We start from the raw sequence: 22,866 nt of genomic DNA, 5'->3' as shown, positions 1-22,866 counted from the left end.
CAAGAAAGGTTAGGACCATGACGGACAATACCCCACGCGCGGTGACGCCCGAACAGCAGGCGATCGACGACCTTGTCGCCAAGAAGGTCGAAGGCCGGCCCGGTCCGAGCTACCGCGACATCCTCGAGTCCGACGGTCATCCGGTTCCGGAGTATCTGGAGCTCGCCTGGCAGGACCTGGGGGATGAGAACATTCCGATCGAACGCTACATCTCGCCGGAGTTCGCCAAACTGGAAGCGGAACGCGTGTGGCGCAGGGTCTGGCAGATGGTATGCCGCGAAGAGGACATCCCGAGGCCGGGCGATCACATCGTGTACGAGATCGTCGAAGACTCCTTTATTGTCACCCGTACGAACGACGGTTCCATCAAGGCCCTGCAGAACACCTGCCTGCATCGCGGACGAACCTTGCGGAGCCGAGACGGCCGGGTGCCCGAGTTCCGCTGCCCCTTCCACGGCCTCACTTGGAACCTCGACGGTGACCTGAAGGATCTTCCATGCGAGTGGGACTTCAAACATCTCGACAAGGACAAGATGTCCCTGCCTCAGGCCAAGGTGGGCACATGGGGCGGCTACGTCTTCATCAACATGGACCCCGACTGTGTGCCGCTCGAAGAATATCTTGAGGTGCTGCCCGAGCATTTCAAGATCACCGAGTATGAAACTCGAGTGAAGACGGCACATGTCGCGCAGATAATTCCATGCAACTGGAAGGTCGCCCAGGAAGCCTTCATGGAGGCCTGGCATTTGACTCAGACTCATCCGCAGTCGGCGCCGAGCGCTGGGGACGTCACAACTCAGGTCGACCTCTACGGGGACAATGTGGCCCGCACGCTTACGCCGGTGGGCGTCGCCAGCCCCAATCTGATCGGACTCGACGAACAGGATATCTACGACAACTACGTCGAAGGGCGCACCTTCTACCAGGAGCGCCTCGGCGTCCAGGGCACGAAGGACATCAAGAGGGAAGACGTCGACACGACGTTGCCCGAGGGTACGACGGCACGTCAGAAGATCACCGAGGAGATCCGGCGTACGGTCGGTGCCGCCATGGGTGCGGACTTGAGCGACACACCCCCGTACTTCCTGGTGGATGCCCTGGAGTACTTCCTCTTCCCCAACTTCTTCCCGTGGTCCCAGAAGCAGACCAACCAGGTCTATCGCTTCCGCCCCAACGGTCTCGACCCGGACTCCTGCATTGCCGAAGTCATGTTCCTGACTCCCGTCCCCGACGGTGCCGAGCGCCCCAAGCCGGCGAAGATCACTTGGTTGGAGCCGGGTATGGACTGGGTGGACGCGAAGGATCTGGGCCGGATCGCATCGACGATCAACCAGGACACCCTCAACGTCCCCGAAGTCCAGAAGGGCTTGAAAGCGCTGTCGCGCACTCAGGACAGCATCCCGCTCGCGTCGTACCAGGAGAGCCGCATCCGGCATTTCCACCACACGCTGACCAAGTGGATCGAAAAGGACTGACCACCGGCCGATTGCGCGCGTTCCTCCGCAGCATTCCGGTCGACGGGCGTGTCTCGACACCCGCCGACCGGGATGCGTGCGCACTACAACACGAACGGAGCTGCCTTTCATGCCGAACAAGCAGTTTCCGATGGCAGACCTGTTCCACGTCGGGGTCGTCGTCGAGGACATCCACGAGGCCATTGCTGCATACAGCGCAACCGGGGCGACCTTCACGGAAGTTCGTGACATCACCCTGGAGGTGGTGCTCGACGGCGTCCGCCGGACCGAGCACATGTTCGCTGCGTACACCAAACAAGGGCCGCCCTACCTCGAGCTGATCCAAGAACTGGAGGGGAACATCTGGGGATCGGACGCACTCGATCTCAACCACCTCGGCTATTGGGCGGAAGACGTCGAGGCGACGGCAAAGACTCTCGAACAGGCGGGTTTCACGCTCCGGATGATGCCGCCGGCGAGTCCGCCCCGGATCGCATACCTGTCCGGCCCTGGGAGCATCTGGGTGGAACTCTGTGGTCCAGGTGTGCGGACCATGCTCGCCGAATGGCTCACCACTTCATATGCCGGACCGGATTCTCTGCCCGTCCGCCCTCCGGCGTTGCCCACTCGATCATGACAGGAGCCGAGCCGATGGCCGACGTGTTGATCCGCGAGGAGAAGGACGGAATTCTCTTTCTCCAACTCAATCGACCCGAGCAGCGAAATGCCGTCAACAGCGAGCTGCGCCGACTGCTCAGCCAGGCAATGAACGATTTCGCGGCCGATACTTCCTTGCGCGTTGCCGTCATCACTGGTTCTGGTACCAAGTCCTTCTGCGCCGGAGCAGATTTGAAGGAATTGGCGGAGAACAGGGTGGGGCAGCCACCGCGGGACTACTTCGCAGACTTCGGCCCCGATGACTTCATCGAAAAGCCGGTGATCACCGCGGTGAACGGATACGCCTTGGCGGGCGGATTCCGTCTCGCGCAATTCGGTGATCTGTGCATCGCGTCGGAAAACGCTTCCTTCGGCATCTCCGAGGCAAAGTGGAGCCGAGGCGCGCCGTGGGCGGCCCCGTTGGTGAACATGATTCCGAGGCGCATCATGGCCGAACTCCTCCTCACCGCACAGCCTATATCTGCGCAGAGGGCCTACGACGTCGGTCTCGTCAACGAGGTCGTTCCCGAAGAGCGACTCATCCCACGGGCGTGGGAACTCGCCGAGACCATCGCGAACAACGCACCGCTCTCGCTCTCCGCCTCGAAGTGGTTGATGAGGGTGGGCGCGGAGGCTGGGGTGGGTGCTACGGGGAAGATCGCCGCCGAGATCTTCAGGCACGTGTATGCCAGCGAGGACGCCCTCGAAGGGCCTCGTGCCTTCCGGGAGGGCAGGAAGCCGCAGTGGAAGGGGCGGTGAGACTGCACAATTGTCGCGCATACAGAACAGGGACCGAGCCGGGATGCCACCCGCTGCGTTGATTCGGCGCTGCGGGGTCGCCGCCGAGACCCGATTCGGCGGCTGACGTCCATGACTCGAGCGGGCGCGTTGCTCGATGAGTGGTGCCACCGGACCTGTGGCAGCGCACCGACGGGCGGGTCCCAGACTGCGTGCGCAATGCCGTGCATCTTCTTTCGGTACGCGACCCTCCCGCTGTGCTCGACGATTCGGCCGGAATCTTCGCTACGCGAGGTGATCGGGCGGGTCGCGAGCACCCCCACGATGGGGGGAGCCCGTCTGATCCCGGCGGTGCGGACCGGGACGTCGACCTCCGGCACCAGGTGGGCGGCACAGACATTGTAGAACCGATACGCGGCAACATGGATCGAGTGCCGCAGCCCGTCGCATCCCAGCAGGCCCGTATGCCTGAGATCATCCGATTCGCAAGGTTTCCGGTCTCTTCCCGATACCGATACGGCAGGGGTCCGGGTGTCGTCATGCCCCTGCTGCCTGCGAAGTGCCGGTCCTCGTGCCGGTTGCACACGGTCGCTCACCACCGCCCCGCCGCTCACAGCCTCAGCATCTGTGGCGGCGGCCCAGCGGTTGCATGCAGACATTTATGCATGCAATAATTTCGGCCACAAGTTCGATAAGCGGTGAAGGATGTGAAGCTGGTGAAGTCCGTACGAATCGGGGGCGGAATGGGCTACTGGGGCGACGACATCGCTGCGCCGCTTCGTCTCGTCCGAGACGGCAATCTCGACTACTTGGTGATGGACTATCTGGCCGAAGTGACCATGTCCATTCTGCAGAAGCAGCGCCGTCGAGATCGCAACGCAGGTTACGCGACCGACATCGTCGATGTGATCCGTTCGGTGCTCCCGGATGCGGTCGAGAAGGGCGTCAAGATCGTTTGCAACGCAGGCGGTGTCAACCCCCTGGGGTGCGCGGAGGCAGTGGCGGGGGTTGCAGACGAGTTGGGTTTGCGTGATCGAGTGAAGATCGCCGCCATCACCGGAGACGACCTTCTCGGACGGATCGAGGAGCTGCAGGCCGCGGGGGTAACTCTCGACAACACCGAGACCGGCCAGTCGCTGCAGGAGATCGGAGGAGAACTTGCCTCCGCCAACGCCTACATCGGTGCCGAGCCGGTTGTCACGGCACTCGAGTCCGGTGCCACCATCGTCATCGCCGGTCGCGTCGCGGATCCGTCCATGACGTTGGGGGCCCTGCGCTTCGAGCATGGCTGGCACGCCGATGACTGGGACCGGTTGGCGGCCGGCATCGTCGCGGGGCACCTCATCGAGTGCGGCGCTCACAGCACCGGCGGCAATCATCAGGCGGGGTGGGAGAGAGTTCCGGCGATGGAGGACATCGGATTCCCCATCGTCGAGGTCGATGCCTCGGGGCGGATCGTCTTCGGCAAGGTCCCCGGCTCCGGCGGCCTGGTCGATCGCGAGACGACCATCGAACAGCTCCTGTACGAGATCGGTGACCCCACTGCGTATCTCACCCCGGATGTGTCATGTGACTGGACCAGCTTCACGGTGACGGATCTCGGTGACGACCAGGTGGAGATCGTCGGCTGCACAGGTTCCCCGCCACCGGAAACCCTGAAGGTCTCGGCTGCGTATCGAGATGGCTATTCGGCGACGTCGATGTTTCTGTATTCGGCCCCGAATGCTCCCGGGCGGGCGAAGAAGGCCCTGGATGTCATTTCGCATCGAGTCAATCGCCTGTGCCTGGATCTCGAGCCCATTCACAGCGATCTCATCGGCATGGGGGCCGTCCACGGTCCCCGTACACCGAAGACGTACGAAGGCGAGCCGAACGAGGTTGTCCTGCGCGTCGGTTTCCGTTCCCGGAATCGTGCCGATGTCTCCCGGGCCGTAGCGGAATTGAGCACGGTCTTCCACGGCCCCCCCGGCAAGACCAATCTCGTCTCGGGTCGGGCACGGGTGTCCGAAACATTGGGCTATTGGCCCACGGTCGTGCCGCGCAATCTGGTCAAGACCGACGTTGTGACGATCTGAAGGAGGCTGCAGATGAAGGTTGCCGTGGGTGACATCGCCTACGCCCGTTCCGGTGACAAGGGCGGAATGTCCAACATCGGTGTCGCGGCGCGACGGCCCGTCTTCTATCCTGCTCTGGTGCGCGAGCTCACGGCCGCGCGGGTCCAGGAGTACTTCTCCGACCGGGCGAAGTCGACCGACCGTTACGAAGTGCCGAATCTCGAGGCATTGAACTTCCTGCTGCACGGCATTCTCGGCAAGGGCGGGACGAGCACGCTGCGACTCGATCCCCAGGGAAAGGCCCTCGCCGATGCCATGTGCTTCCTGCAGATAGATCTGACCGAGGAAGAGGCCGCCGCGTTCGTCGGCGATCGTACCTGAGCAGGCCCCTTCTTCGCTTTCCCGCTGTGAACCACTGCCTACCCCGAACCCTGTATCCGTGACTGCCTTTGCGGTCCGACACCGAAGGTCGACGACATGACCATCAAGCCCGAGCACCTTCCCATCACGACACTGGGCCACGAGAGCATCCGCGAGGCCATTCGAGCGATCAACGCCAAGTTCCCGCTCGAATACTGGTCGGAGAAGGAGAAGAAGGAAGAGTTCCCGCAGGAGTATTACGACGAGTTCGTCAAGGGTCGCTGGACGACCATGTCCGTGCCCGAGGAATTCGGCGGCGGCGGCGCTACGATCAGCGAAACCGCGGCAATGCTCGAGGAGGTCGGCGCGGGCGGGGGAGCTACGGCGGCGTGCAGCACCGTGCATTCCTCGTCTATCGCTCTGTCGTCGATCATCAAGTACGGCAGCCAGACGGTCAAGGACCGGTATCTGCAGCGAATGATCGACGGAGATCTCGTCGTGAGCTTCGGTGTCACCGAGCCGAACGCCGGGACCGACACCACCCGGATCGCCACGTCCGCGGAGCGAAAGGACGACCATTACATCGTCAACGGCGCCAAGGTCTGGAACTCGCACGCGCAAAGGGCCGAGAAGGTTCTCCTGCTCTGCCGGACGTCTCCCCGCGGCGAGAACGGCGCCAAGCCCGCCGACGGGCTGACCATGCTCATGGCGGATCTCCACGTGCCCGAAGTGACGATTCGCAAGATCGACAAGCTCGGCCGCAACGCGGTCGATTCCAACGAGGTGTGGTTCGACAACCTGCAGGTTCCTCTCGACGACCTCGTCGGCACCGAGGGGCGCGGCTTCTATCAGATCCTGTCGAGCGTCAACACCGAGCGAATCCTGCTCGCCGCGGAGTGTGTCGGAATGGGGCGCTGGTGCCTGGAGCGTGCTGTCACGTACGCCGGCGAACGCGTGGTGTTCGATCGCCCGATCGGTAAGAACCAGTCCGTGTCCCATCCGTTGGCGCAGTCGTACATCGAACTGCAGGCGGCGGCACTCGCCGTTCGCGAAGCTGCCGCCGCCTACGATGCAGGGGCTCCGGCCAAGGAGATCGGTCGCTTGGCGAACACCGCGAAGTTCCTCGCGTCGGAAGCTGCTTTCAAGGCCGCAGACAACGCCATGCAGGTCCATGGTGGGTACTCGTTTGCGACGGAATACCACATCGGTCGGCACTGGATCGAGCTGCGCCCGCACAAGATCGCTCCCGTCAACAATCAGATGGTGCTCAACTTCATTGCAGACACCGTCCTGGGCCTGCCGAAGTCGTACTGACGGGTGAACCGGTGCACCTCTGACAGAACCCAACGACGGAATGGAGGAGGCCAGATGATCGAGGCCGTGGACCCACTGGTGATCGACGGGTATCTCGTTCGAGCAGCGGAGCGGTCCCCGAACCACCCGGCTGTGTCCGACGGGGACCGGCACCTCACGTACGGCGAGTTCGATGAGCGCGTCACCAGGCTGGCTCGCGTGCTCGCCGAACTCGGCGTCGGATACGGTGATCGCGTCGCCATGCTCATGGACAACAGCATCGAGAATGCCATCTGTCTCTTCGCTGCGCCGAGGATCGGTGCCATGGCTGCGCCGATCAACAACCGGTTGACGGCGGCAGAAGTCGCCTACATCGTGGCGGACCTCGAGCCGGTGGTCGTTGTGGTCGACGCAGCCCATCTCGCCAAACTGGATCGGATCGGCTCGAACGCGGGAGTCGAGCACATCATGGTTGTCGGGGGCGGTGTCCGGTCCGATGCTGTATCGGTGGCGCCGGCGATTCGGTCCGTCGTGTCGTACGAGGAGTGCGTCGCCGCGGCGAATTCGGACAGGCTCGTCGTGAACATCGATGCCCGTGACGGGGCATTCATCCTGTACACCTCGGGGACCACGGGTAAGCCGAAGGGCGCTGTTCTCGGTCACGCCGGATATGTCGCCAACACCCTGGGCATCCTTCATGCGATGCGAATGACCAGTCGCGACGAACTGCGTCACATCGGCGTGCCCATGTTCCACTCAGGCGGTCTGAACAGCATTCTCCAGCAGATCGTGCTCGGAGCGCCAGCACTGATCACCGAACCTGGCGGGTACGCGGCCGACGCGCTGGTCGATCTCTGGGCGAAACACAGCGTGTTCACCGCCTTCCTCACACCCACACAGTGGGGTCAGGTCTGCGACGTGCCAGGCGTACGAGAGCGCAACCTCGCACTGGGACGGTTGATCTGGGGTACGTCCAAACCTCCCGCATCGGTTCTCGCCCGCATGCAGGAGACCTTCCCCGGGGTGCCCGTCTACGCCAATTTCGGCATGACGGAGACCAGCGGGACCACATGCTCGCTTGCTCCCGAGTACGCCCTCTCGAAGATCCACACCGTCGGCCGACCGGTCGGCCACATCCAGGTGCGGGTCGTGGGGCCGGACCTGCGCGATGTCCCGACGGGCGAGGTCGGTGAGATCGTCTACCAGGGTCCGCCGGTGATGCGCGAATATTGGCGAAACAAGAAGGCCACTGCCAAAGCCTTCACCGGTGGGTGGTTCCATTCGGGCGACTTGGGGCGGTTCGACGAGGACGGCTTCCTGATTGTCGTCGACCGGCTCAAGGACATGATTGTCTCGGGTGGCGAAAACATCTACGCCTCCGAAGTGGAGGCGGCGCTCGTCTCACACCCCAAGGTCGCCGAAGTCGTCGTGGTCGGTGTTCCGCATCCGAAGTGGGTCGAGACGCCGCGCGCGGTCGTGGTACCGACGGACCCGGATGATCCGCCCAGCCTCGAAGAGCTTCAGGACCACGTCAGGCCTGTGTTGGCCTCGTACAAGAAGCCCACCTCACTGACCATCGCGTCGTCATTGCCGAGAAACACCATGGGTAAACTGCTCCGCAACAAGATCAAGGATGATCAGAGTGTCTGACGAGACAGAGTTGGGAAACACGGACCGGAAGACCGCCGACCGCCTCGAGGTCCTGCTCATTACGGGAGGTCATGCGTTCGACCGGGAACCGTTCCTGGCGGCGTGGCAGTCCGACCACGGGTTGCACGTCACGCACCTGGAACACCCGTCTGCGACCGACGCCATCGCTGACGGCAGTGCGGCAGAGTACGACGCCGTCGTCTTCTACGACATGCCAGGAGTAGATCCGCGGGGGCCGGCGAAGCCGACTCGATTGCCGCCGGGTGTCCAGGAGGGATTCGGAGAACTGACCCGTCGCGGCGTCGGGCTTGTCTTCCTTCATCATGCGCTCGCCTCCTGGCCCGCGTGGGAGGGGTACGCCGAGTTGGTCGGCGGTCGGTACCACTTCTGGCCCGGCAGTCTCCGAGGCATCGACTGGCCCGACTCGGGCTACCTGCACGACACCCAGCACAACGTCACCGTGGTGGCGTCCGACCACCCTGTCACCAGGGGAGTGCAGTCGACGTTCAGCATCCGCGACGAGTTGTATCTGTTTGCCCTACTCGAAGATTCGGTCACACCGCTGGTGACGAGCGACTTCGATTTCCGATCGGAGAACTTCTTCTCCACGGGCCGTGCGATGCTCGGACACAAGTTCGACCGGGAGGGATGGACGCATCCGAAGGGCTCCAATCTGGTCGGGTGGGTACGCGAACAGGATCGGAGCCGGATCGTCTACATCCAGCCGGGAGACGGCGTGGGAGCGTACGGTGACCCCAACATCCGGGCTCTGTGGTTCAACGGCGTGCGCTGGGCCGCCCGGCGTACGTGACATTCGCTGTGGGCCGGTCTATCCGGTGTCAACCGCATCGTCCGAGGTTGAAGAAGGTGGAGGTAGGAGATGAGCGTCGTCGAAGTCAGGGATGAGGGCACCGTTCGTGTCATCACCCTCAATCGTCCGGATCGCCGCAATGCCACGAGTCCGGAGCTGATGACTGCGTTGAACGATGCACTTCCGATGCCGAACGACGCCGTCCGAGCCGTGATCGTCACCGGTAACGGACCCTCTTTCAGCTCCGGGGGGGACATCAAGGCCAAGCCGCTTCCGATCGAGCCCGGATCGCGCCGCATGCGCGAGGTCTTCAACCCGACGATGCTCAGGCTGGCGACGCTGCCATTGCCGATCATCGCCGCGGTCAACGGTCCGGCACTGGGCGCGGGGCTCTCCCTGGCTCTCGTCGCTGATATGCGAGTGGCCTCACGCCACGCGGTCTTCTCCTCCGGGTTCGTGGACGTGGGCTTGGCGACCGACACCGGCGCGAGCTTCTTTCTGCCGCGTCTGATCGGATACGGCCGCGCATTCGAGCTGTTGACGACGGGCCGAAAGGTCGGGCCGGCGGAGGCGCTCGATATGGGACTGGTCAACCGTGTCGTCGATCCGGATCACCTCATGGCCTCGTCCATGGAGCTCGCGCAGTTGCTGGCGGCCAAACCCGGCGTCGCGGTTCCGGCTGTGAAGGAGCTGTTGGGGATGGCAGCACGCAATACCGTTGCGGAACAGCTCGAGGCCGAAGCCGCAATGTACGACCGCACGGCGACACATCCACAGCGGATTGCGGCCAAGCAAGCGATGGTCGCCAAGATGTCCCGCACCGGCGCCGAGCCGGCGCCGGCGTCCGCTCCGCCCAACTCATCCTCTTCGTAGTGACCAGCGCGTGTCGCCGCGAGGTCTGCTCCGCATATCGGGTGCGGAGCAGACCGTCTCGCTGCTCCGAAGATCAGGGCTCGATCAGATCGGGATCCGCTTGGTGAGCCCGCCGTCGGCCACGATGTTCGCGCCGGTCACGAGCGCCGCGACCGGGCTCGCGGCGAAGGCAACGATGCGGGCCACCTCCTCGGGCGTGCCCATCCGGCCGCGGGGAATCTGTCCCACGATGCTCTCGTAGTAGTCGGGACGTTCCGATCGCACCCGATCCCACGGTCCGCCCTCGAAGAAGATCGGACCAGGGGAGACGGCGTTGACCCGGATCCCCTGGGGAGCAAGAGTCTTCGACAGACCCGCGCACTGGTGGATGAGAGCGGCCTTCATGGCCCCGAACGGAGCAGCCGGGTTTGCGAACGATTCGATTGCCGCGGTGCTGCTGATGGCGACGACCGAGGCCGCAGAGGACTCCGCGAGATGCTTCGTAGCGTGCTCTACGAGGCGGGAGAATCCGAGCACGTCGATGTCGATGTTGCGTCGCCAGGCTTCCTCGCCCACACCGGCCGCTCCACTTGCGTTGTGGACGACGATGTCGATTCCGCCCAGAGACGATGCTGCTGCGTCTACCCACGGGCCGATGGCCGTTCCATCTGCGATGTCGACGACGTGAGCGACAGCGCGTCCACCATGTGAAGTGAGCTGATTGACGGCGGTATCGAGTGTCGACCTGGTCCGACCGCAGATCGCCACCGAGCAACCTTCCTGGGCGAACTGGTCCGCGATGGCGAGGCCGATTCCGCTGCCTCCGCCGGTGATCACAACGCGCAAGCCCTTCAAGCCCAGATCCATACCCAACCCTTCCGAGGTGCTCGCGGAAGTGACGTGCCTACAGGCTCGATCGACGGGTTGTCGAAGCGTCCCCTTCCGGCTACTTTACTCAATATAGCATGCAAAGTAGTATGCGATTTGTATCGCGTCTCTCGGTAGACGACCGCCCGCACTCGAAGAGGAGCAGTGATGGCAGATTTCGATGTCGACGTATTCGTGATCGGGTCGGGGGGCGCCGGGCTTGCCGCCGCCGTCGCCGCCAGGGAGGCAGGCGCGGAACGTGTCATGATCTGCGAATCCGAAAGTGTTGTCGGCGGTTCGTCACGCCTGTCGGGTGGCCTGTTCATGGCGGCCGGCAGCAGGGCCCAGCAGGCCGACGGCATTGAGGACGACGTCGACACCTTCCTGTACGACTATCTGCACTGGAACAACTACGATGTGGACTTGGGACCGGTCAAGACTCTGGTCGAGAACGCAGGAGCCACGGTCGACTGGTTGGAAGGGCACGGAGTCGAGTTCGCCGACCGTCTGATCTACACGAGCACCGAGCGCAACAAGCGTGGCCACATCCCCTTGGGCGGTGGCCAGGCGATTGTCGACGCAATGCACACCGTGGCGAAGCGGCTCGGCATCGACATCGCGATCGGCCAGCGGGTCGACCGTCTCCTCGTCGAGGATCGCAAGGTCGTCGGTGCTGCGGTGGGCGACGACGAGATCCGGGCAAAGGCCGTCGTGGTGGCCACCGGTGGCTTCGGAGCGAACAACGAGCGTGTCGCGAAGTACACCCCCTCCGTATGGTACGAAGGCTGGTCCTGGTACATCGGAGCCGACGGTGCTCGCGGAGACGCGCTCGATTTCGCGGAGGCGATCGGTGCGCAATTGACCGGGTTCGACCACTGCCTGCGTACCCTTGCCCCGAATTTCGCTCCGAACAAGCTCAATGAAGCCTTCCAGCCTGGGTGGTGCATGTTGGTCACCGAGGACGGGCACAGGTTCCTCGACGAATCGATGCCATACGCGGTCGTCGACGAGCGGATCAATCACGTGGGCAACCGGGCCTTCATGATCTTCGACAACGCAGCGATGCACCCGCCGGCCGAACTTGCCGATCGTTATCGGAGTCCCTACCGACAGAACTGGCCGGACCGCGACGAGTTCCGTCCGAAGAACTACGTCCCCGACCTCGTCGAGGAGATGGTGCAGAAGGGGCGGATGTTCGCGGGTGACACCGTCGAGGACGCCGCCGCGCATGCCGGTCTCAACCCGGGCGTCGTCGCGGGTGCAGTGGCGCGCTACAACCGCATGTGCGCCGAAGGCGTCGACCACGACTATCTCAAGCCGACGAAGTTCCTGTTGCCGATTTCCACCGGGCCGTACTACATCGCCGAGGTTCGGCCTTGCACCGTCAACTGGACTGCCTACGGGTTCCGCATCGACGACACTGCGCGCGTACTGCACCAGGACGGCACGGAAATCCAAGGACTCTACGCAGCCGGTGAGTGCACCGGCGGTGTGCTCGGTGGTGCATACGTCGGTAGCGGCAACTCGATCGCCAACTCCTACACGATCGGTCGAGTCGCGGGGTCCGAGGCGGCAATCTATGCCGCATCCGTCGAAGGCTGATCGGAGCGCGCCGCGTGGAACTCGGACTTCGATACGACCTGCGCGCGCCGGACTTCGGCGCACCGATCGCAGATCTGTACGCGGCTGCCCTCGAGCAGTGTGCATGGGCAGATGCGCTGGGCTTCGACGCTGTGCACGTCGCCGAGCATCACGGAACCGAGGATGGCTATCTCCCATCCTCGCTCGTATTCTGCAGCGCGGTGGCGGCCCGAACCAAGCGGATCGGGCTGCAACCCTCCGCGCTGCTGGTGACGCTGCACGATCCGCTCCGCCTTGCCGAGGATCTTGCCGTGATCGACATCCTCAGCGGCGGTGGGCGGCTCAACGTCGTCACCGGCATCGGATACCTCGAACGGGAATTCGAGATGTTCGGAGTCGACTTCGCAACGCGAGCACGAACCTTCGAGACGAAGATCGACGTTCTGCGCACGGCATTGCGGGGCGTGCCGTTCGAGTACCAAGGCCGGACCGTTGTCGTCTCGCCGGCACCGCTCGGCGACGGCCCCACGATCAGCATCGGCGGTAGTGCTCCGCCGTCCGCGCGTAGGGCCGCCCGGTTGGGACTGCCGTATGTCCCCACATCGAGAGAGCTCTACGAACTCTATGAGGAAGAACTTGCCAAGGCGGGCAAACCTGCACCGGCACCGTTCCGGAACCATACCCCGACATTCGTGCATCTGGCCGAGGATCCGGAGAGGGCCCTTGCCGTCGTCGGTCCTCACGTGATGCACACCTCGAATATGTATGCTCGGTGGGCGATGTCGAGGTCCGATGCGGCGAACGGCAACTACAGACCGATGACTTCGCTGGATCAGGTGGGGCAGGATCCAGACATCTGGATCATCACTCCCGAAGAGTGCCTGAGTCGGCTCGAGGGGTTCGGGGAACACGACGAATTGCGTTTTCACCCGCTATTCGGGGGGCTGGATCCCGACGAGTCCTGGGAGAGTCTGCGCCTTTTCGAGGACCGTGTTCTGCCGAAACTGATTGCGAACGGCTCCTTCACGAAAACATGAGGAAAACTGTCATGAAGAACTTCGTCGTGGTCGGTGCATCGCTGGCGGGATTGCGTGCCGTCGAAGCAGCACGAAAGGATGGCTTCGACGGCCGGATCACGCTCATCGGGGGAGAGGAGCACCTTCCGTACGACCGGCCACCGCTGAGTAAGCAACTCCTCTACGAAGACGACGAGCTCGATACCACGTTCCGATCTCGGAGCTACCTGCGCGACGATTTGGGTGTCGATCTTCGGCTCGGCACATGGGCACGAGGGCTGGACATCCGCGAGAAGCGCGTTCAACTGGACACGGGCGAGATAGGTTATGACGCTTTGGTCGTGGCAACCGGTTCCAGGGCCCGCACTCTGAGCGACTACGATCACCTCGACGGAGTCCACACCCTCCGCACGGTCGACGATGCCCGTGCCGTCCGTGCGGCACTCGCAAGCGCTGTGCACGTCGTGGTGGTAGGCGCGGGTTTCATCGGAGCAGAGGTTGCCTCGGCCGCCCGCCGACGCGGCCTCGACGTCACCATCGTCGAGGCAGCACCCGTACCGCTCGTCCGCGCGCTCGGTGACGAGATGGGGGAGGCATGCTCGGCCCTGCACGTTCGCAACGGAGTTCGGCTGATCTGTGGCGCGCACGTCCAGGAGATCGAGGGGAAACGTCGGGTCGAGGCGGTTCGACTCGGGGACGGCACAAGACTTCCGGCGGACCTCGTCGTCGTCGGCATCGGTGCGGATCCTGCGACGGCGTGGCTCGAGAGTTCGGGCATCGCCGTCGAACGGGGCCTGACATGCGACGCCACCCTGGCCACCTCGGCAGAGGGTGTGTACGGTGCCGGCGACATCGTAAGCTGGCACAACCGAACCTTCGGCCAGTCGATGCGCCTCGAGAACTGGACCAGCGCCGCCGAGCAGGGCCGTATGGCCGCGCGCAATGCACTCGGACTGGGCGAGCCCACCGCATATGCGACTGTGCCGTACTACTGGACGCACTGGTACGGAATGTCGCTGCAGTTCGTCGGTCTTCCCACCGCCGAGGAGACCCAGGTGGTCTCGGGCTCGGTGGACTCCGACAAGTGGGTGACTGTCTATCGTCTGAATGATCGGCTGGTGGGTGCTCTGGCTGTCAATTCACCTTCGGTGATCATGAAGTGCCGCATGATGATCAACAACGGTGTCTCGTGGCAGGAGGGGCTCGACTTCATGGCAGAGCGCCGGCGGGCCTCGTCCGGAGTGTGAATGGACCAGCCGCCGGGTGGCGGGCCACCTCCTCGGGCGGCAGCCGAAGATGTGACAAATTGTATGCAATGAGGAGGTGTTTGGGTGTCTCGAGTGCTGGTGCCGCCTGTTGCCGTGGAAAATCGTGAGCTGGCCACCCTCAGGGGCGAGGTACGTCGATTTCTGCGAGAACAGATCGAACAGGGCAGGTTTGTTCCGCATGTGGATACCTGGTTGACCCGATGGGACCGCGAGTTCACCCGTGAACTCGGTCGTCGGGGGTGGCTCGGCATGGTTATCCCGAAAGAGTATGGGGGCCAAGGGCGAACTTTTCTGGAGCGATTCGTCGTTACCGAGGAATTGCTCGTCGTCGGAGCGCCGGTCGGGGCGCACTGGGTGGCCGAACGTCAGATCGGGCCGTCGCTTCTGCGATACGGCACCGAAGAACAGAAGAACGAGTTCCTGCCTCGGATCAGCCGCGGCGAAATGGTATGGGCCATCGGCATGTCGGAGCCGGATTCAGGATCCGATCTTGCGAGTGTGCGGATGCGGGCCGTTCGCATCGACGGTGGTTGGAGCCTGAGCGGGACCAAGGTGTGGACGTCGGGCGCGCATGAATCCGACGCCTTCTTCGCGCTTGCCAGATCGGAGCCTTTCGACCCGGCGCACCGGCATGCCGGGCTCAGTCAGTTCATCGTCGATCTCCATGCACCCGGTGTCACCATCCGCCCGATTCTGTCCATGGGCGGCGAACACCACTTCAACGAGGTTCATCTCGACGAAGTCTTCGTCCCGGACGACCGGGTCCTGGGCAAGGTCGGTGACGGTTGGCGACAGGTCACGTCCGAACTCGGTTTCGAGCGCAGTGGACCGGAACGGATCCTCTCGACCTATGCGCTGCTCGCCGCGTCCGCCGGTGCAATGGCCGAGGGCGGGTTACCTCGTGACCCGAATCTGGGCAAGCACGTTGCGAGGGTGTCCGCTCTGCGCCAGATGTCCTTCGCTGTCTCGACGGCGCTGCAATCCCATGATCCTGATGCCGACACCGCGGCTGCGGTCGTCAAACTGCTCGGTACAACCGAGGAGGGGGACATCGCCGACTATGTCGACCGCATCACCGCGTCGGGAATACCGGACCATCCCGAAGTGGAGGCCCTGCTGAGGGCATCGATCCTGCAGCGCCCGGGCTTCACGCTTCGAGGTGGTACCAACGAAATTCTTCGCGGCCTGATTGCCCGCGGATTGGGGATTCGCTGATGACCGTGCATGATTCGACGATCGAACTCGCCGCGTCTCCGCGTGCGGACACCGACCTCGTCGCGATGCTCGAAAGCCTTTTCGCCGACTACCGGTCGAAGCGCGGGGAACCTACCGCAACCGTCAATTTCGACGCCGTTCTGTGGCAGCGCCTGGACGATCTCGGTCTGACCCGGCTCACAGGGGACGAATCCAGGGGCGGGAGCGGTGCCTCCTGGGTGGAGGCGTCCGTACTGCTCGGGGCGGCGGCCGGCGCGGCCGCACCGGTACCCCTTGCAGAGCACGATCTCTTGGGCGGCTGGCTGCTCGAGGTTGCGGATCTGTCCGAGGGCGGCGGCCTCCGCACCGTGTGTCAGCCCGATGACGGCGGTCTCGCTCGGACGGTGCCGTGGGCACGAAGCGCCACCTCGATCGTGGCATTGTGGAAGTCGGACCGGGGGTGGCGAGTGGCCGATGTGCCGGCGGCAAGCCTCTCCGTCACCCATGCTCGCAACCTTGCCGGGGAGCCGTGCGACTCGGTGCGGTTCGACATCTGTGATCTCGAGGATGGAGCCGACGTGAGTGACGACACGGCGGCCTTGTACCGCCTGCGCGGTGCACTTGCCCGATGTGCCCAGGCAGCAGGTGGTATCGCCCGAGTGGTGGAGATCGTGCTCGCCTACGTCGACGAGCGCGTGCAGTTCGGTCGGCCGATCGGCAAGTTCCAGGCTGTCCAATCGCTGGTCGCCGATTTGGCCGCGGAGGCGGCACTTGCCCGGGCGGCGACCGATGTGGCCGTCGCCCGAGTGGTCACCACCGGGTGGAACGACCCAGGGACGCCGTTCACGATCGGAGTTGCGAAATCCTGTGTCGGTCACGCCTCCTCGGTTGTCGTCCGCAATGCCCATCAGGTGCTCGGCGCGCTCGGTACCACGCTCGAACACGAGCTTCCGATGTTGACCAAGTCGATACTGGTCCACCGTAGTGATTTCGGCTCTGTTCATGAGTGGGACACGATGCTGACCGATCTGAGCACGGAAGCGGGACGGGACGGATTGTGGCCTCTCATCACGTCCCGATCCGATCACCCGACCGCCTGACCGAGGGAGCATCTACCGTTGTCCGAGATCTCGTATGCCATGAGCGACGGTGTCGCCACGATCCGCCTCGGTGCTCCGGAGCGCCGTAATGCCCTGTCCGTGCAGATGGCGCGGGATCTCACCGACGCTGCCCTGACCGCCGAGGCCGATTCGTCCGTCGGTGCACTCGTGGTCACCGGTGGAGCCCACTTCTGCGCTGGAGCAGTTCGCGAAGTTCTCGCCGATGTGGGGCACGATCCGACTGAGGAGGCGGCATATCGGGACTTGGAAACCGTCTACCGGGCATTCACTGCCATCGGCACAGTCGGGATCCCCACGGTCGCCGCCGTCCGTGGCGCAGCGGTCGGAGCAGGCCTCAACCTCGCGCTGGCCGCAGACCTGCGCATCGTGTCGGCGACGGCGAGGCTGATCCCCGGCTTCGCTCAGATCGGTATCCATCCCGGTGGGGGACATTTCACCCTTCTGAATCGATCGATAGGTCGTGAAGCCGCCGCCGCCCTAGGCGTTTTCGGTGAGGGTGTCACCGGTGAGCGAGCCGTCGACCTCGGCCTGGCCTGGGCTGCGGTGGACGACCCCGAGACCGAGGACTACGCCGCTTCCCTTGCCCGGCGAGTCGCGGCCGATCCGGATCTCGCTCGCCGACTTGTCATGAGCTTTCGTCGGGAGACGGCTCCAGGCGGAATGCCCTGGGATGTCGCTGTCGAACTGGAGAAGGCACCCCAGATGTGGTCGCTTCGGCGTAAGCACGGCAAATGACGTCATTGCTGCGGCCGTCACAGTAACGAACGCGGGGGCAGACCATTGTGTGGTTGCCCCCGCGGCCGGCCGTATCGGCATCCCCCCGATCGAGGGGAAGATCGGATCAGCGTGCGCTGCCGAGGTGCGGTAGTTCGCCCGGTGCCACTGCGCGTTGGACCTGATGAGGCTCACCGAGATAGATTTCTTCGCCCGCAATGAGCCCGTCCGATGTGATCGGCCAGACCACCAGAGCCTGGTAGGCCGTGAGATAGCTGAGATCGGGGTCGAGCGGCCCGCCGTCCGGCAGCCTTCTGTCGGGCAGAAAGGCACCCTTGACGACGTGGCGGAAGACGCCTTCGGTGATCACGGTGGACTCGTCGACGAGGACGCGGGTGATATCGAAGGACAGGCGGTTCTTGCCGACCCGCATGTTGTTCTCGTAGAACGCCTCGACCTCCACCATCGACCTGAGCCGCGTCGGTGACTCCCCACCCCAGAACGAGTACCGTGGGTCGGCTACGAGCGTCGCCTTCAGCGCCTCGAGATCACCGGCGACTTCCGCCACGACGTGCCGCGCAACCACGTCGAGATTGCGGCGGAGTATCGGATCGGACTCTCTCGCAATGCGATCGGTGAGCAGTGACCAGCTCGACGCGGCGTCCGGATGCACCGTCGGGGCCGGGTGCCTGTCTTCCGTCATGGTTCAGAACAGCTTTCTGGTCTCTGCCACGATGCGCTCGGTGGTCGGCAGGCGATCGAGAGTCTTGGCGAATGGCACCGGCGTGAACAGACCACCGACACGCAGAACCGGTCCCAGCAACTCGTTGAACAGGTCCTCGGTGATACGGGCGCTGATCTCCGCACCTGGTCCGGCGAACTGGGTTGCCTCATGTGTCACGACGCATCGGCGAGTGCGCTCGACCGAGTCGAGCACGGTTTCGAAATCCAATGGCACCAGCGAGCGGAGGTCGATGATCTCCGCGTCGATGCCGTCCCGGGCCAGCATGTCGGCCGCCTCGATCGCCATGGCCACGGTGGTGCCGTATGCGACGATCGTGACGTCGTTACCGGCCCGCACGGTTTTGGCCTTGCCGAGGGGAACGCGGTAGGGGCCCGTCGGCACCTCCTCCTTGACGGAGTAGAGGAGGCCGGTGTGTTGGATGAGGAGGGTCGGATCGGGTGACTCCAGGCAGGACATGAGCAGTCCCTTGGCATCGCGTGGAGTGGAGGGGAAACAGACATTGATTCCGGGGGTGTGCATGAACCAGGTCTCCACCGATTGAGCGTGCTGTGCGCCGAAGTGGCTGCTTCCGATCACACTCGTGACCATGACCGGCGTCGGTGTGGCGCCGCCGGTCATGTAACGGAACTTGGCGGCATGGTTGAGGATCTGATCCAGAACGTGCGTCGAGAAGTCGAAGAACATGACTTCGACCACGCCGCGGTAGCCGCCGAGTGCCAGACCCACCGCCGCCCCGGCGATAGCGCCCTCCGCGATCGGCGTGGCGCGAACCCGCTCGGTGCCGAACCGCGTGGACAGGTCCTTGGTGGTCTTGAAGACTCCCCCGATCGGATCGGCCACGTCCTCGCCGAGAATGACGATCTTCTCGTCGGCCTCCATGGCGCAGTGGTAGCCGGAGTTGATCGCCTGGGCGATGGTCATCTGTTGGATGCTGGTGTTACTCACCGCTGGCGCTCCTCGCGAAGGTTTCGTCGGCGAAGACACCCTCGTAGATGTCCGCCTGGTCGGGATCGGTGCCGGCCGCCGCGTACCGGAAGGCGTCGTCGACCGTGGTTGCCGCGTCGGCCTCGATGCCGCAAATTTGCTGCTCGGACAAGTGCCCGTTCTCCAGGAGCCATCTGCGGAAGGTCGGGGCGGGGTCGCGCTTCATCGCCGCCGCCAGTTCTTCCTTGGGCACGTAGCTGTAGTCCGCGGTTCCCGTGTGCCCGGTGAGCCGGTAGTGCACGAACTCCAGGAATGTCGGACCCCTGTTCGCACGAGCCCGTGTCAGTGCGGCATCGAGTGCGTCTACACATGCCATGGGATCGAATCCGTCCACACGCTCGGCCGCCATGCCGTAAGTGGCAGCACGCTTGGCGAGGTCGGTGTTGGGCGCGTAGTCGGCAATTGCCGTATGCTCGCCCCACTGATTGTTCTGGCACACGATCACGACGGGCAGCTTCCACAGGGCGACGAAGTTCATGCCCTCGTGGTAGGCGCCGATCGACGTCGCCCCGTCACCGAAGGTGACGACGACGGCGTTGCCGGACCTGTCCATCTGTTCGGCCATGCCCAGGCCTGCCGCGATTTGCATGCCGGAGCCGACGATGCCGGTGGTCGCGGTGAAGTTGACCTCTTGATCCTGCAGATGCATGGGGCCACCTCGCCCCCGGGAGCAGCCCTCCTCCTTGCCGTACAGTTCGGCAACGATCGATTGGAGCGACATTCCCTTGGCCATGGCGTCGCCGAGATTGCGGTAAGTGGAAATCATCTTGTCGTCGCGTCGCATCGTCGCTCCGAGAGCGGCGCAGACGGCCTCCATTCCACGGACGGGGTAGAAGGCCGCGCGGAGTCGCCCCGCTTTGGATTCGGCAGAGGCCCGCTGATCGGCCATGGTGGTGCTGAGCATGAGGTTGTACATGCGCTCCAGCGCATCGGCACTCAGCGGCACGCGTTGCATGGGGGCTGGACTGTCATTCATGCTTCGATCCTCACGAGTCTCTCGAGGCGCGGGGGCTGCATATCGGCAGTTCCACCGGCCGTGAACGTCCGTCGCCGCAATATACAGAGAGTGTATACATTTTTGCCTTCGTATGGGAGCTGTCACCCCGTGCCCTACCGGTCGACGCCCGGTGCATGCAGAGCAGGGAGGGCCCGCTCAGATTGCCTTCACCTCGAGACGGCGGCCTCGAGTGCGGCCAGGATCTCGGTCTTGGGCTTGGCCCCGATCATCGAGGAGACCAGCTCGCCGCCGCGGTAGATGTGCAGTGTCGGGACGCTGATGATGCCCTTGGCGGCGGCAGTCGCAGACTGTTCCTCGATGTTGAGTTTGACGACTCGAACAGCCTCACCCATTTCGGCGGCAACCTCGTCGAGAACCTGTGCGAGTCCCCTGCAGGGACCGCACCAGGGCGCCCAGAAGTCGACGACGACGAGCTTGTCGGATCCTAGGACGTCGGCGTCGAACGTCGCGTCGGTGGTCTCCACAACTAGTCCCATTGATTATCCTTCCTCGTTTCCCAGTGGATGAGACCGTGCTCACGGTGAGATGCCGGCCGTTCAGACGTGACCGGCCCGCGCCAGGAATCGTTCGGCGTCGAGTGCGGCCGAGCAGCCGGAGCCGGCGGCAGTGATGGCCTGCCGGTAGGTGTGGTCCACGAGATCCCCGCAGGCGAAAACGCCCTCCACGCTGGTGTGCGTAGATCGTCCCTCCACAAGGACGTATCCCTGGTCGTCGAGGTCGACGACACCCTTGACGAGTTCGTTGCGGGGGTCGTGCCCGACAGCAACGAACATCCCGGAGACTGCCAGTTCTCGGGTCGTCCCCGTCGAATTGTCACGCAGTGTGATGCCGGTGAGCCGGTCGTCGCCGTGAAGGGCTTCGACAGTGCTGTTCCAGGCGAAGGAGATCTTGTCATCGGCGAAGGCGCGGTCGGCCATGATCTTGGAGGCGCGCAATTCGTCGCGGCGGTGCACGATCGTCACCGAGCGTGCGAATCTGGTGAGGAATGTCGCCTCCTCGATGGCCGAGTCACCTCCTCCGATGACCGCGATGTCCTGGTCCTTGAAGAAGAAGCCGTCGCACGTCGCACACCAGGACACACCATGCCCGGAGAGCCGCTTCTCGTCGGGCAGGCCGAGTTCCCGGTAGGCAGAACCCATCGCAAGGATGACCGCGCGCGAGGTGTACGTTTTGCCCGCACTGTCGGTTACCCGCTTGATGTCGCCGATCAGGTCGACCGATACCACATCATCGCTGATGATCTCGGCGTCGAACCGGAGGGCTTGAGCCCGCATCTCCGCCATGAGCTCCGGACCCGTGATGCCCTCTTCGAAGCCGGGGAAGTTCTCCACCTCGGTGGTGTTCATGAGCGCGCCCCCCGCGCTGATGGAACCCTCGAACAGGAGGGGACGAAGGTTCGCACGGGCGGCATAGACGGCTGCCGTGTAGCCGGCCGGACCGGATCCGATGATGATGAGATTGCGGAGCGGGTCGCTCTCGGTCATGGGTTCTCCTTGCAGGGGCGCTGGCTGTGGATGGGATCACGTCCTCGCGTGACAGTCGCCGAAGAAGCGCCGATGAGCCATAATGGCATACAGAAACGCATAATTTCTAGAGCGAGGCGGATTCATGATCGTCACCGACGCCCAAGTTCACGTATGGCCCGCCGAAACGCCCGACCGCCCGTGGCCGGACGAACGGCGCCAGTATGCTCATCGACCCCATTACACGATCGATGAACTGCGGGCCGATATGGCCGTCGCGGGGGTGGACCGCGCGATACTCGTACCACCTCTCTCCGAAGGAGACCGGAACGACTACTGTCTTCAGGCGGCAGCCGATCATCCCGGCGTCTTTCGTGTGATGGGCCGGCTCGATGTCGCGGACCGGACGAGCCGACGTCTTGTGCCTCGGTGGCTGGAGCAGCCGGGGATGCTCGGAATCCGTGTCACCTTCAGCAAGAACCCTCCCGCCTCCTGGCTCGAGGACGGGACGGCAGACTGGCTCTGGTCTGCCGCGGAGGTGGCAGGCATACCGATAATGGTGTTCTCTCCCTTCGGTATTCCCCAGATCGGACGCATCGCGGCGCGTTATCCCGACCTGCGCATCGTGGTGGACCATCTTGGGTTCGCCACCGGCCTCACCGACGACCTCGGTCCCTCGATCGAGCGCCTGATTCGCCTGGCCCATCTCCCGAATATTGCGGTGAAGGCAAGCAGTCTGCCCGCCTATATCACCGAGCCCTATCCGTTTCGGACCCTGCACGACCACATCGAGAGAGTGGTCGACGCCTTCGGCCCACGGCGGGTCTTCTGGGGTAGCGACGTCACGCGGTTGCCCTGTTCCTACCGCGAGGCGCGGCGCCTTTTCACCGAGGAATTGGACTTCTTGGACGCGGAGAGTCTGGAATGGATCATGGGGCGGGGGCTGTCCGAATGGATCGGCTGGGAGTAGGAAGAGCCGCTGCAGGCAGCGCCGGTCGATCTTGTCAGGCCGTTTTGCATGCATTA

The 22,866-nt window shown here is 63.9% G+C and carries 22 protein-coding genes; 16 read left to right on the top strand and 6 right to left on the bottom strand.

What is annotated here, in order from left to right:
* The first annotated feature begins 17 nt into the window (after nucleotides 1-17).
* The 9 genes from ISO16_RS13775 to ISO16_RS13735 all read left to right on the top strand — a co-directional run bounded on the left by ISO16_RS13775 (nucleotide 18) and on the right by ISO16_RS13735 (nucleotide 9,890).
* Nucleotides 18-1,475, top strand: a complete 1,458-nt coding sequence (locus ISO16_RS13775) for an aromatic ring-hydroxylating oxygenase subunit alpha (RefSeq protein ID WP_083662333.1) — start codon at nucleotides 18-20, stop codon at nucleotides 1,473-1,475.
* Nucleotides 1,476-1,584: 109 nt separating this feature from the next.
* The gene (locus ISO16_RS13770) at nucleotides 1,585-2,091 is read left to right on the top strand and encodes a VOC family protein (protein ID WP_072636788.1); all 507 of its coding nucleotides are present in this window, start codon (nucleotides 1,585-1,587) and stop codon (nucleotides 2,089-2,091) included.
* A 14-nt stretch (nucleotides 2,092-2,105) separates the two neighbouring features.
* Entirely contained in the window at nucleotides 2,106-2,870 is a 765-nt protein-coding gene (locus tag ISO16_RS13765) for an enoyl-CoA hydratase/isomerase family protein (RefSeq protein ID WP_072636787.1), read from the top strand.
* A gap of 686 nt (nucleotides 2,871-3,556) precedes the next feature.
* Entirely contained in the window at nucleotides 3,557-4,924 is a 1,368-nt protein-coding gene (locus tag ISO16_RS13760) for an acyclic terpene utilization AtuA family protein (protein ID WP_230304347.1), read from the top strand.
* A gap of 12 nt (nucleotides 4,925-4,936) precedes the next feature.
* A complete protein-coding gene (locus ISO16_RS13755; protein ID WP_072636785.1) occupies nucleotides 4,937-5,284 on the top strand; it encodes an AtuA-related protein in 348 nt (115 codons plus the stop codon).
* A gap of 96 nt (nucleotides 5,285-5,380) precedes the next feature.
* On the top strand, nucleotides 5,381-6,577 hold the full coding sequence (locus ISO16_RS13750) for an acyl-CoA dehydrogenase family protein (RefSeq protein ID WP_072636784.1): 1,197 nt from the start codon (nucleotides 5,381-5,383) through the stop codon (nucleotides 6,575-6,577).
* 54 nt (nucleotides 6,578-6,631) lie between these two features.
* Entirely contained in the window at nucleotides 6,632-8,206 is a 1,575-nt protein-coding gene (locus ISO16_RS13745; protein WP_072636783.1) for an AMP-binding protein, read from the top strand.
* Nucleotides 8,199-9,017, top strand: coding sequence for a ThuA domain-containing protein (locus tag ISO16_RS13740; RefSeq protein ID WP_170913990.1), 819 nt, complete (start codon nucleotides 8,199-8,201; stop codon nucleotides 9,015-9,017). Before ISO16_RS13745 ends, ISO16_RS13740 begins: the two co-directional genes overlap by 8 nt.
* A 69-nt stretch (nucleotides 9,018-9,086) precedes the next feature.
* Nucleotides 9,087-9,890 (top strand): enoyl-CoA hydratase/isomerase family protein, encoded by an 804-nt coding sequence (locus ISO16_RS13735; protein ID WP_072636781.1) that lies wholly within the window; start codon nucleotides 9,087-9,089, stop codon nucleotides 9,888-9,890.
* 84 nt (nucleotides 9,891-9,974) lie between these two features.
* On the opposite strand, the gene ISO16_RS13730 is transcribed toward ISO16_RS13735, so the two are convergent.
* Nucleotides 9,975-10,736: an SDR family NAD(P)-dependent oxidoreductase gene (locus ISO16_RS13730; RefSeq protein ID WP_072636780.1), complete on the bottom strand. Its 762-nt coding sequence runs from the start codon at nucleotides 10,734-10,736 to the stop codon at nucleotides 9,975-9,977.
* A gap of 168 nt (nucleotides 10,737-10,904) precedes the next feature.
* On the opposite strand from ISO16_RS13730, the gene ISO16_RS13725 reads away from it, so the two are divergent.
* The 6 genes from ISO16_RS13725 to ISO16_RS13700 all read left to right on the top strand — a co-directional run bounded on the left by ISO16_RS13725 (nucleotide 10,905) and on the right by ISO16_RS13700 (nucleotide 17,651).
* The gene (locus ISO16_RS13725) at nucleotides 10,905-12,338 is read left to right on the top strand and encodes an FAD-dependent oxidoreductase (protein WP_072636779.1); all 1,434 of its coding nucleotides are present in this window, start codon (nucleotides 10,905-10,907) and stop codon (nucleotides 12,336-12,338) included.
* Nucleotides 12,339-12,352: 14 nt separating this feature from the next.
* The gene (locus ISO16_RS13720) at nucleotides 12,353-13,354 is read left to right on the top strand and encodes an LLM class flavin-dependent oxidoreductase (RefSeq protein ID WP_072636778.1); all 1,002 of its coding nucleotides are present in this window, start codon (nucleotides 12,353-12,355) and stop codon (nucleotides 13,352-13,354) included.
* Between the two features lie 11 nt (nucleotides 13,355-13,365).
* Nucleotides 13,366-14,580, top strand: coding sequence for an NAD(P)/FAD-dependent oxidoreductase (locus ISO16_RS13715; RefSeq protein WP_072636777.1), 1,215 nt, complete (start codon nucleotides 13,366-13,368; stop codon nucleotides 14,578-14,580).
* Nucleotides 14,581-14,664: 84 nt separating this feature from the next.
* Nucleotides 14,665-15,816, top strand: a complete 1,152-nt coding sequence (locus ISO16_RS13710) for an acyl-CoA dehydrogenase family protein (protein WP_072636776.1) — start codon at nucleotides 14,665-14,667, stop codon at nucleotides 15,814-15,816.
* Nucleotides 15,816-16,895, top strand: coding sequence for an acyl-CoA dehydrogenase family protein (locus ISO16_RS13705; RefSeq protein ID WP_230304346.1), 1,080 nt, complete (start codon nucleotides 15,816-15,818; stop codon nucleotides 16,893-16,895). The genes ISO16_RS13710 and ISO16_RS13705 overlap by 1 nt, the downstream gene beginning before the upstream one ends.
* Nucleotides 16,896-16,913: 18 nt before the next feature.
* Nucleotides 16,914-17,651, top strand: coding sequence for an enoyl-CoA hydratase-related protein (locus tag ISO16_RS13700; protein ID WP_170913989.1), 738 nt, complete (start codon nucleotides 16,914-16,916; stop codon nucleotides 17,649-17,651).
* A 106-nt stretch (nucleotides 17,652-17,757) separates the two neighbouring features.
* On the opposite strand, the gene ISO16_RS13695 is transcribed toward ISO16_RS13700, so the two are convergent.
* From ISO16_RS13695 to trxB, 5 genes are all read right to left on the bottom strand, one after another.
* On the bottom strand, nucleotides 17,758-18,303 hold the full coding sequence (locus ISO16_RS13695; protein ID WP_230304345.1) for a nuclear transport factor 2 family protein: 546 nt from the start codon (nucleotides 18,301-18,303) through the stop codon (nucleotides 17,758-17,760).
* A gap of 33 nt (nucleotides 18,304-18,336) precedes the next feature.
* Complete coding sequence (locus ISO16_RS13690) at nucleotides 18,337-19,296, bottom strand: alpha-ketoacid dehydrogenase subunit beta (protein ID WP_072636774.1); 960 nt, start codon at nucleotides 19,294-19,296, stop codon at nucleotides 18,337-18,339.
* A 16-nt stretch (nucleotides 19,297-19,312) separates the two neighbouring features.
* Nucleotides 19,313-20,335, bottom strand: coding sequence for a thiamine pyrophosphate-dependent dehydrogenase E1 component subunit alpha (locus tag ISO16_RS13685; RefSeq protein ID WP_072636773.1), 1,023 nt, complete (start codon nucleotides 20,333-20,335; stop codon nucleotides 19,313-19,315).
* 188 nt (nucleotides 20,336-20,523) lie between these two features.
* The gene (trxA, locus tag ISO16_RS13680) at nucleotides 20,524-20,853 is read right to left on the bottom strand and encodes a thioredoxin (RefSeq protein ID WP_072636772.1); all 330 of its coding nucleotides are present in this window, start codon (nucleotides 20,851-20,853) and stop codon (nucleotides 20,524-20,526) included.
* Between the two features lie 60 nt (nucleotides 20,854-20,913).
* Nucleotides 20,914-21,861 (bottom strand): thioredoxin-disulfide reductase, encoded by a 948-nt coding sequence (gene trxB / locus ISO16_RS13675; protein WP_072636771.1) that lies wholly within the window; start codon nucleotides 21,859-21,861, stop codon nucleotides 20,914-20,916.
* 124 nt (nucleotides 21,862-21,985) lie between these two features.
* Between trxB and ISO16_RS13670 the strand changes: the two genes are divergently transcribed.
* Complete coding sequence (locus ISO16_RS13670) at nucleotides 21,986-22,810, top strand: amidohydrolase family protein (RefSeq protein WP_072636770.1); 825 nt, start codon at nucleotides 21,986-21,988, stop codon at nucleotides 22,808-22,810.
* The last annotated feature ends 56 nt before the right edge of the window (nucleotides 22,811-22,866 follow it).

The sequence above is a fragment of the Rhodococcus sp. M8 genome (assembly GCF_015654185.1).
Taxonomy (GTDB): Bacteria; Actinomycetota; Actinomycetes; order Mycobacteriales; family Mycobacteriaceae; genus Rhodococcus; species Rhodococcus aetherivorans.
This window is presented reverse-complemented; position numbering and strand designations above follow the sequence as displayed.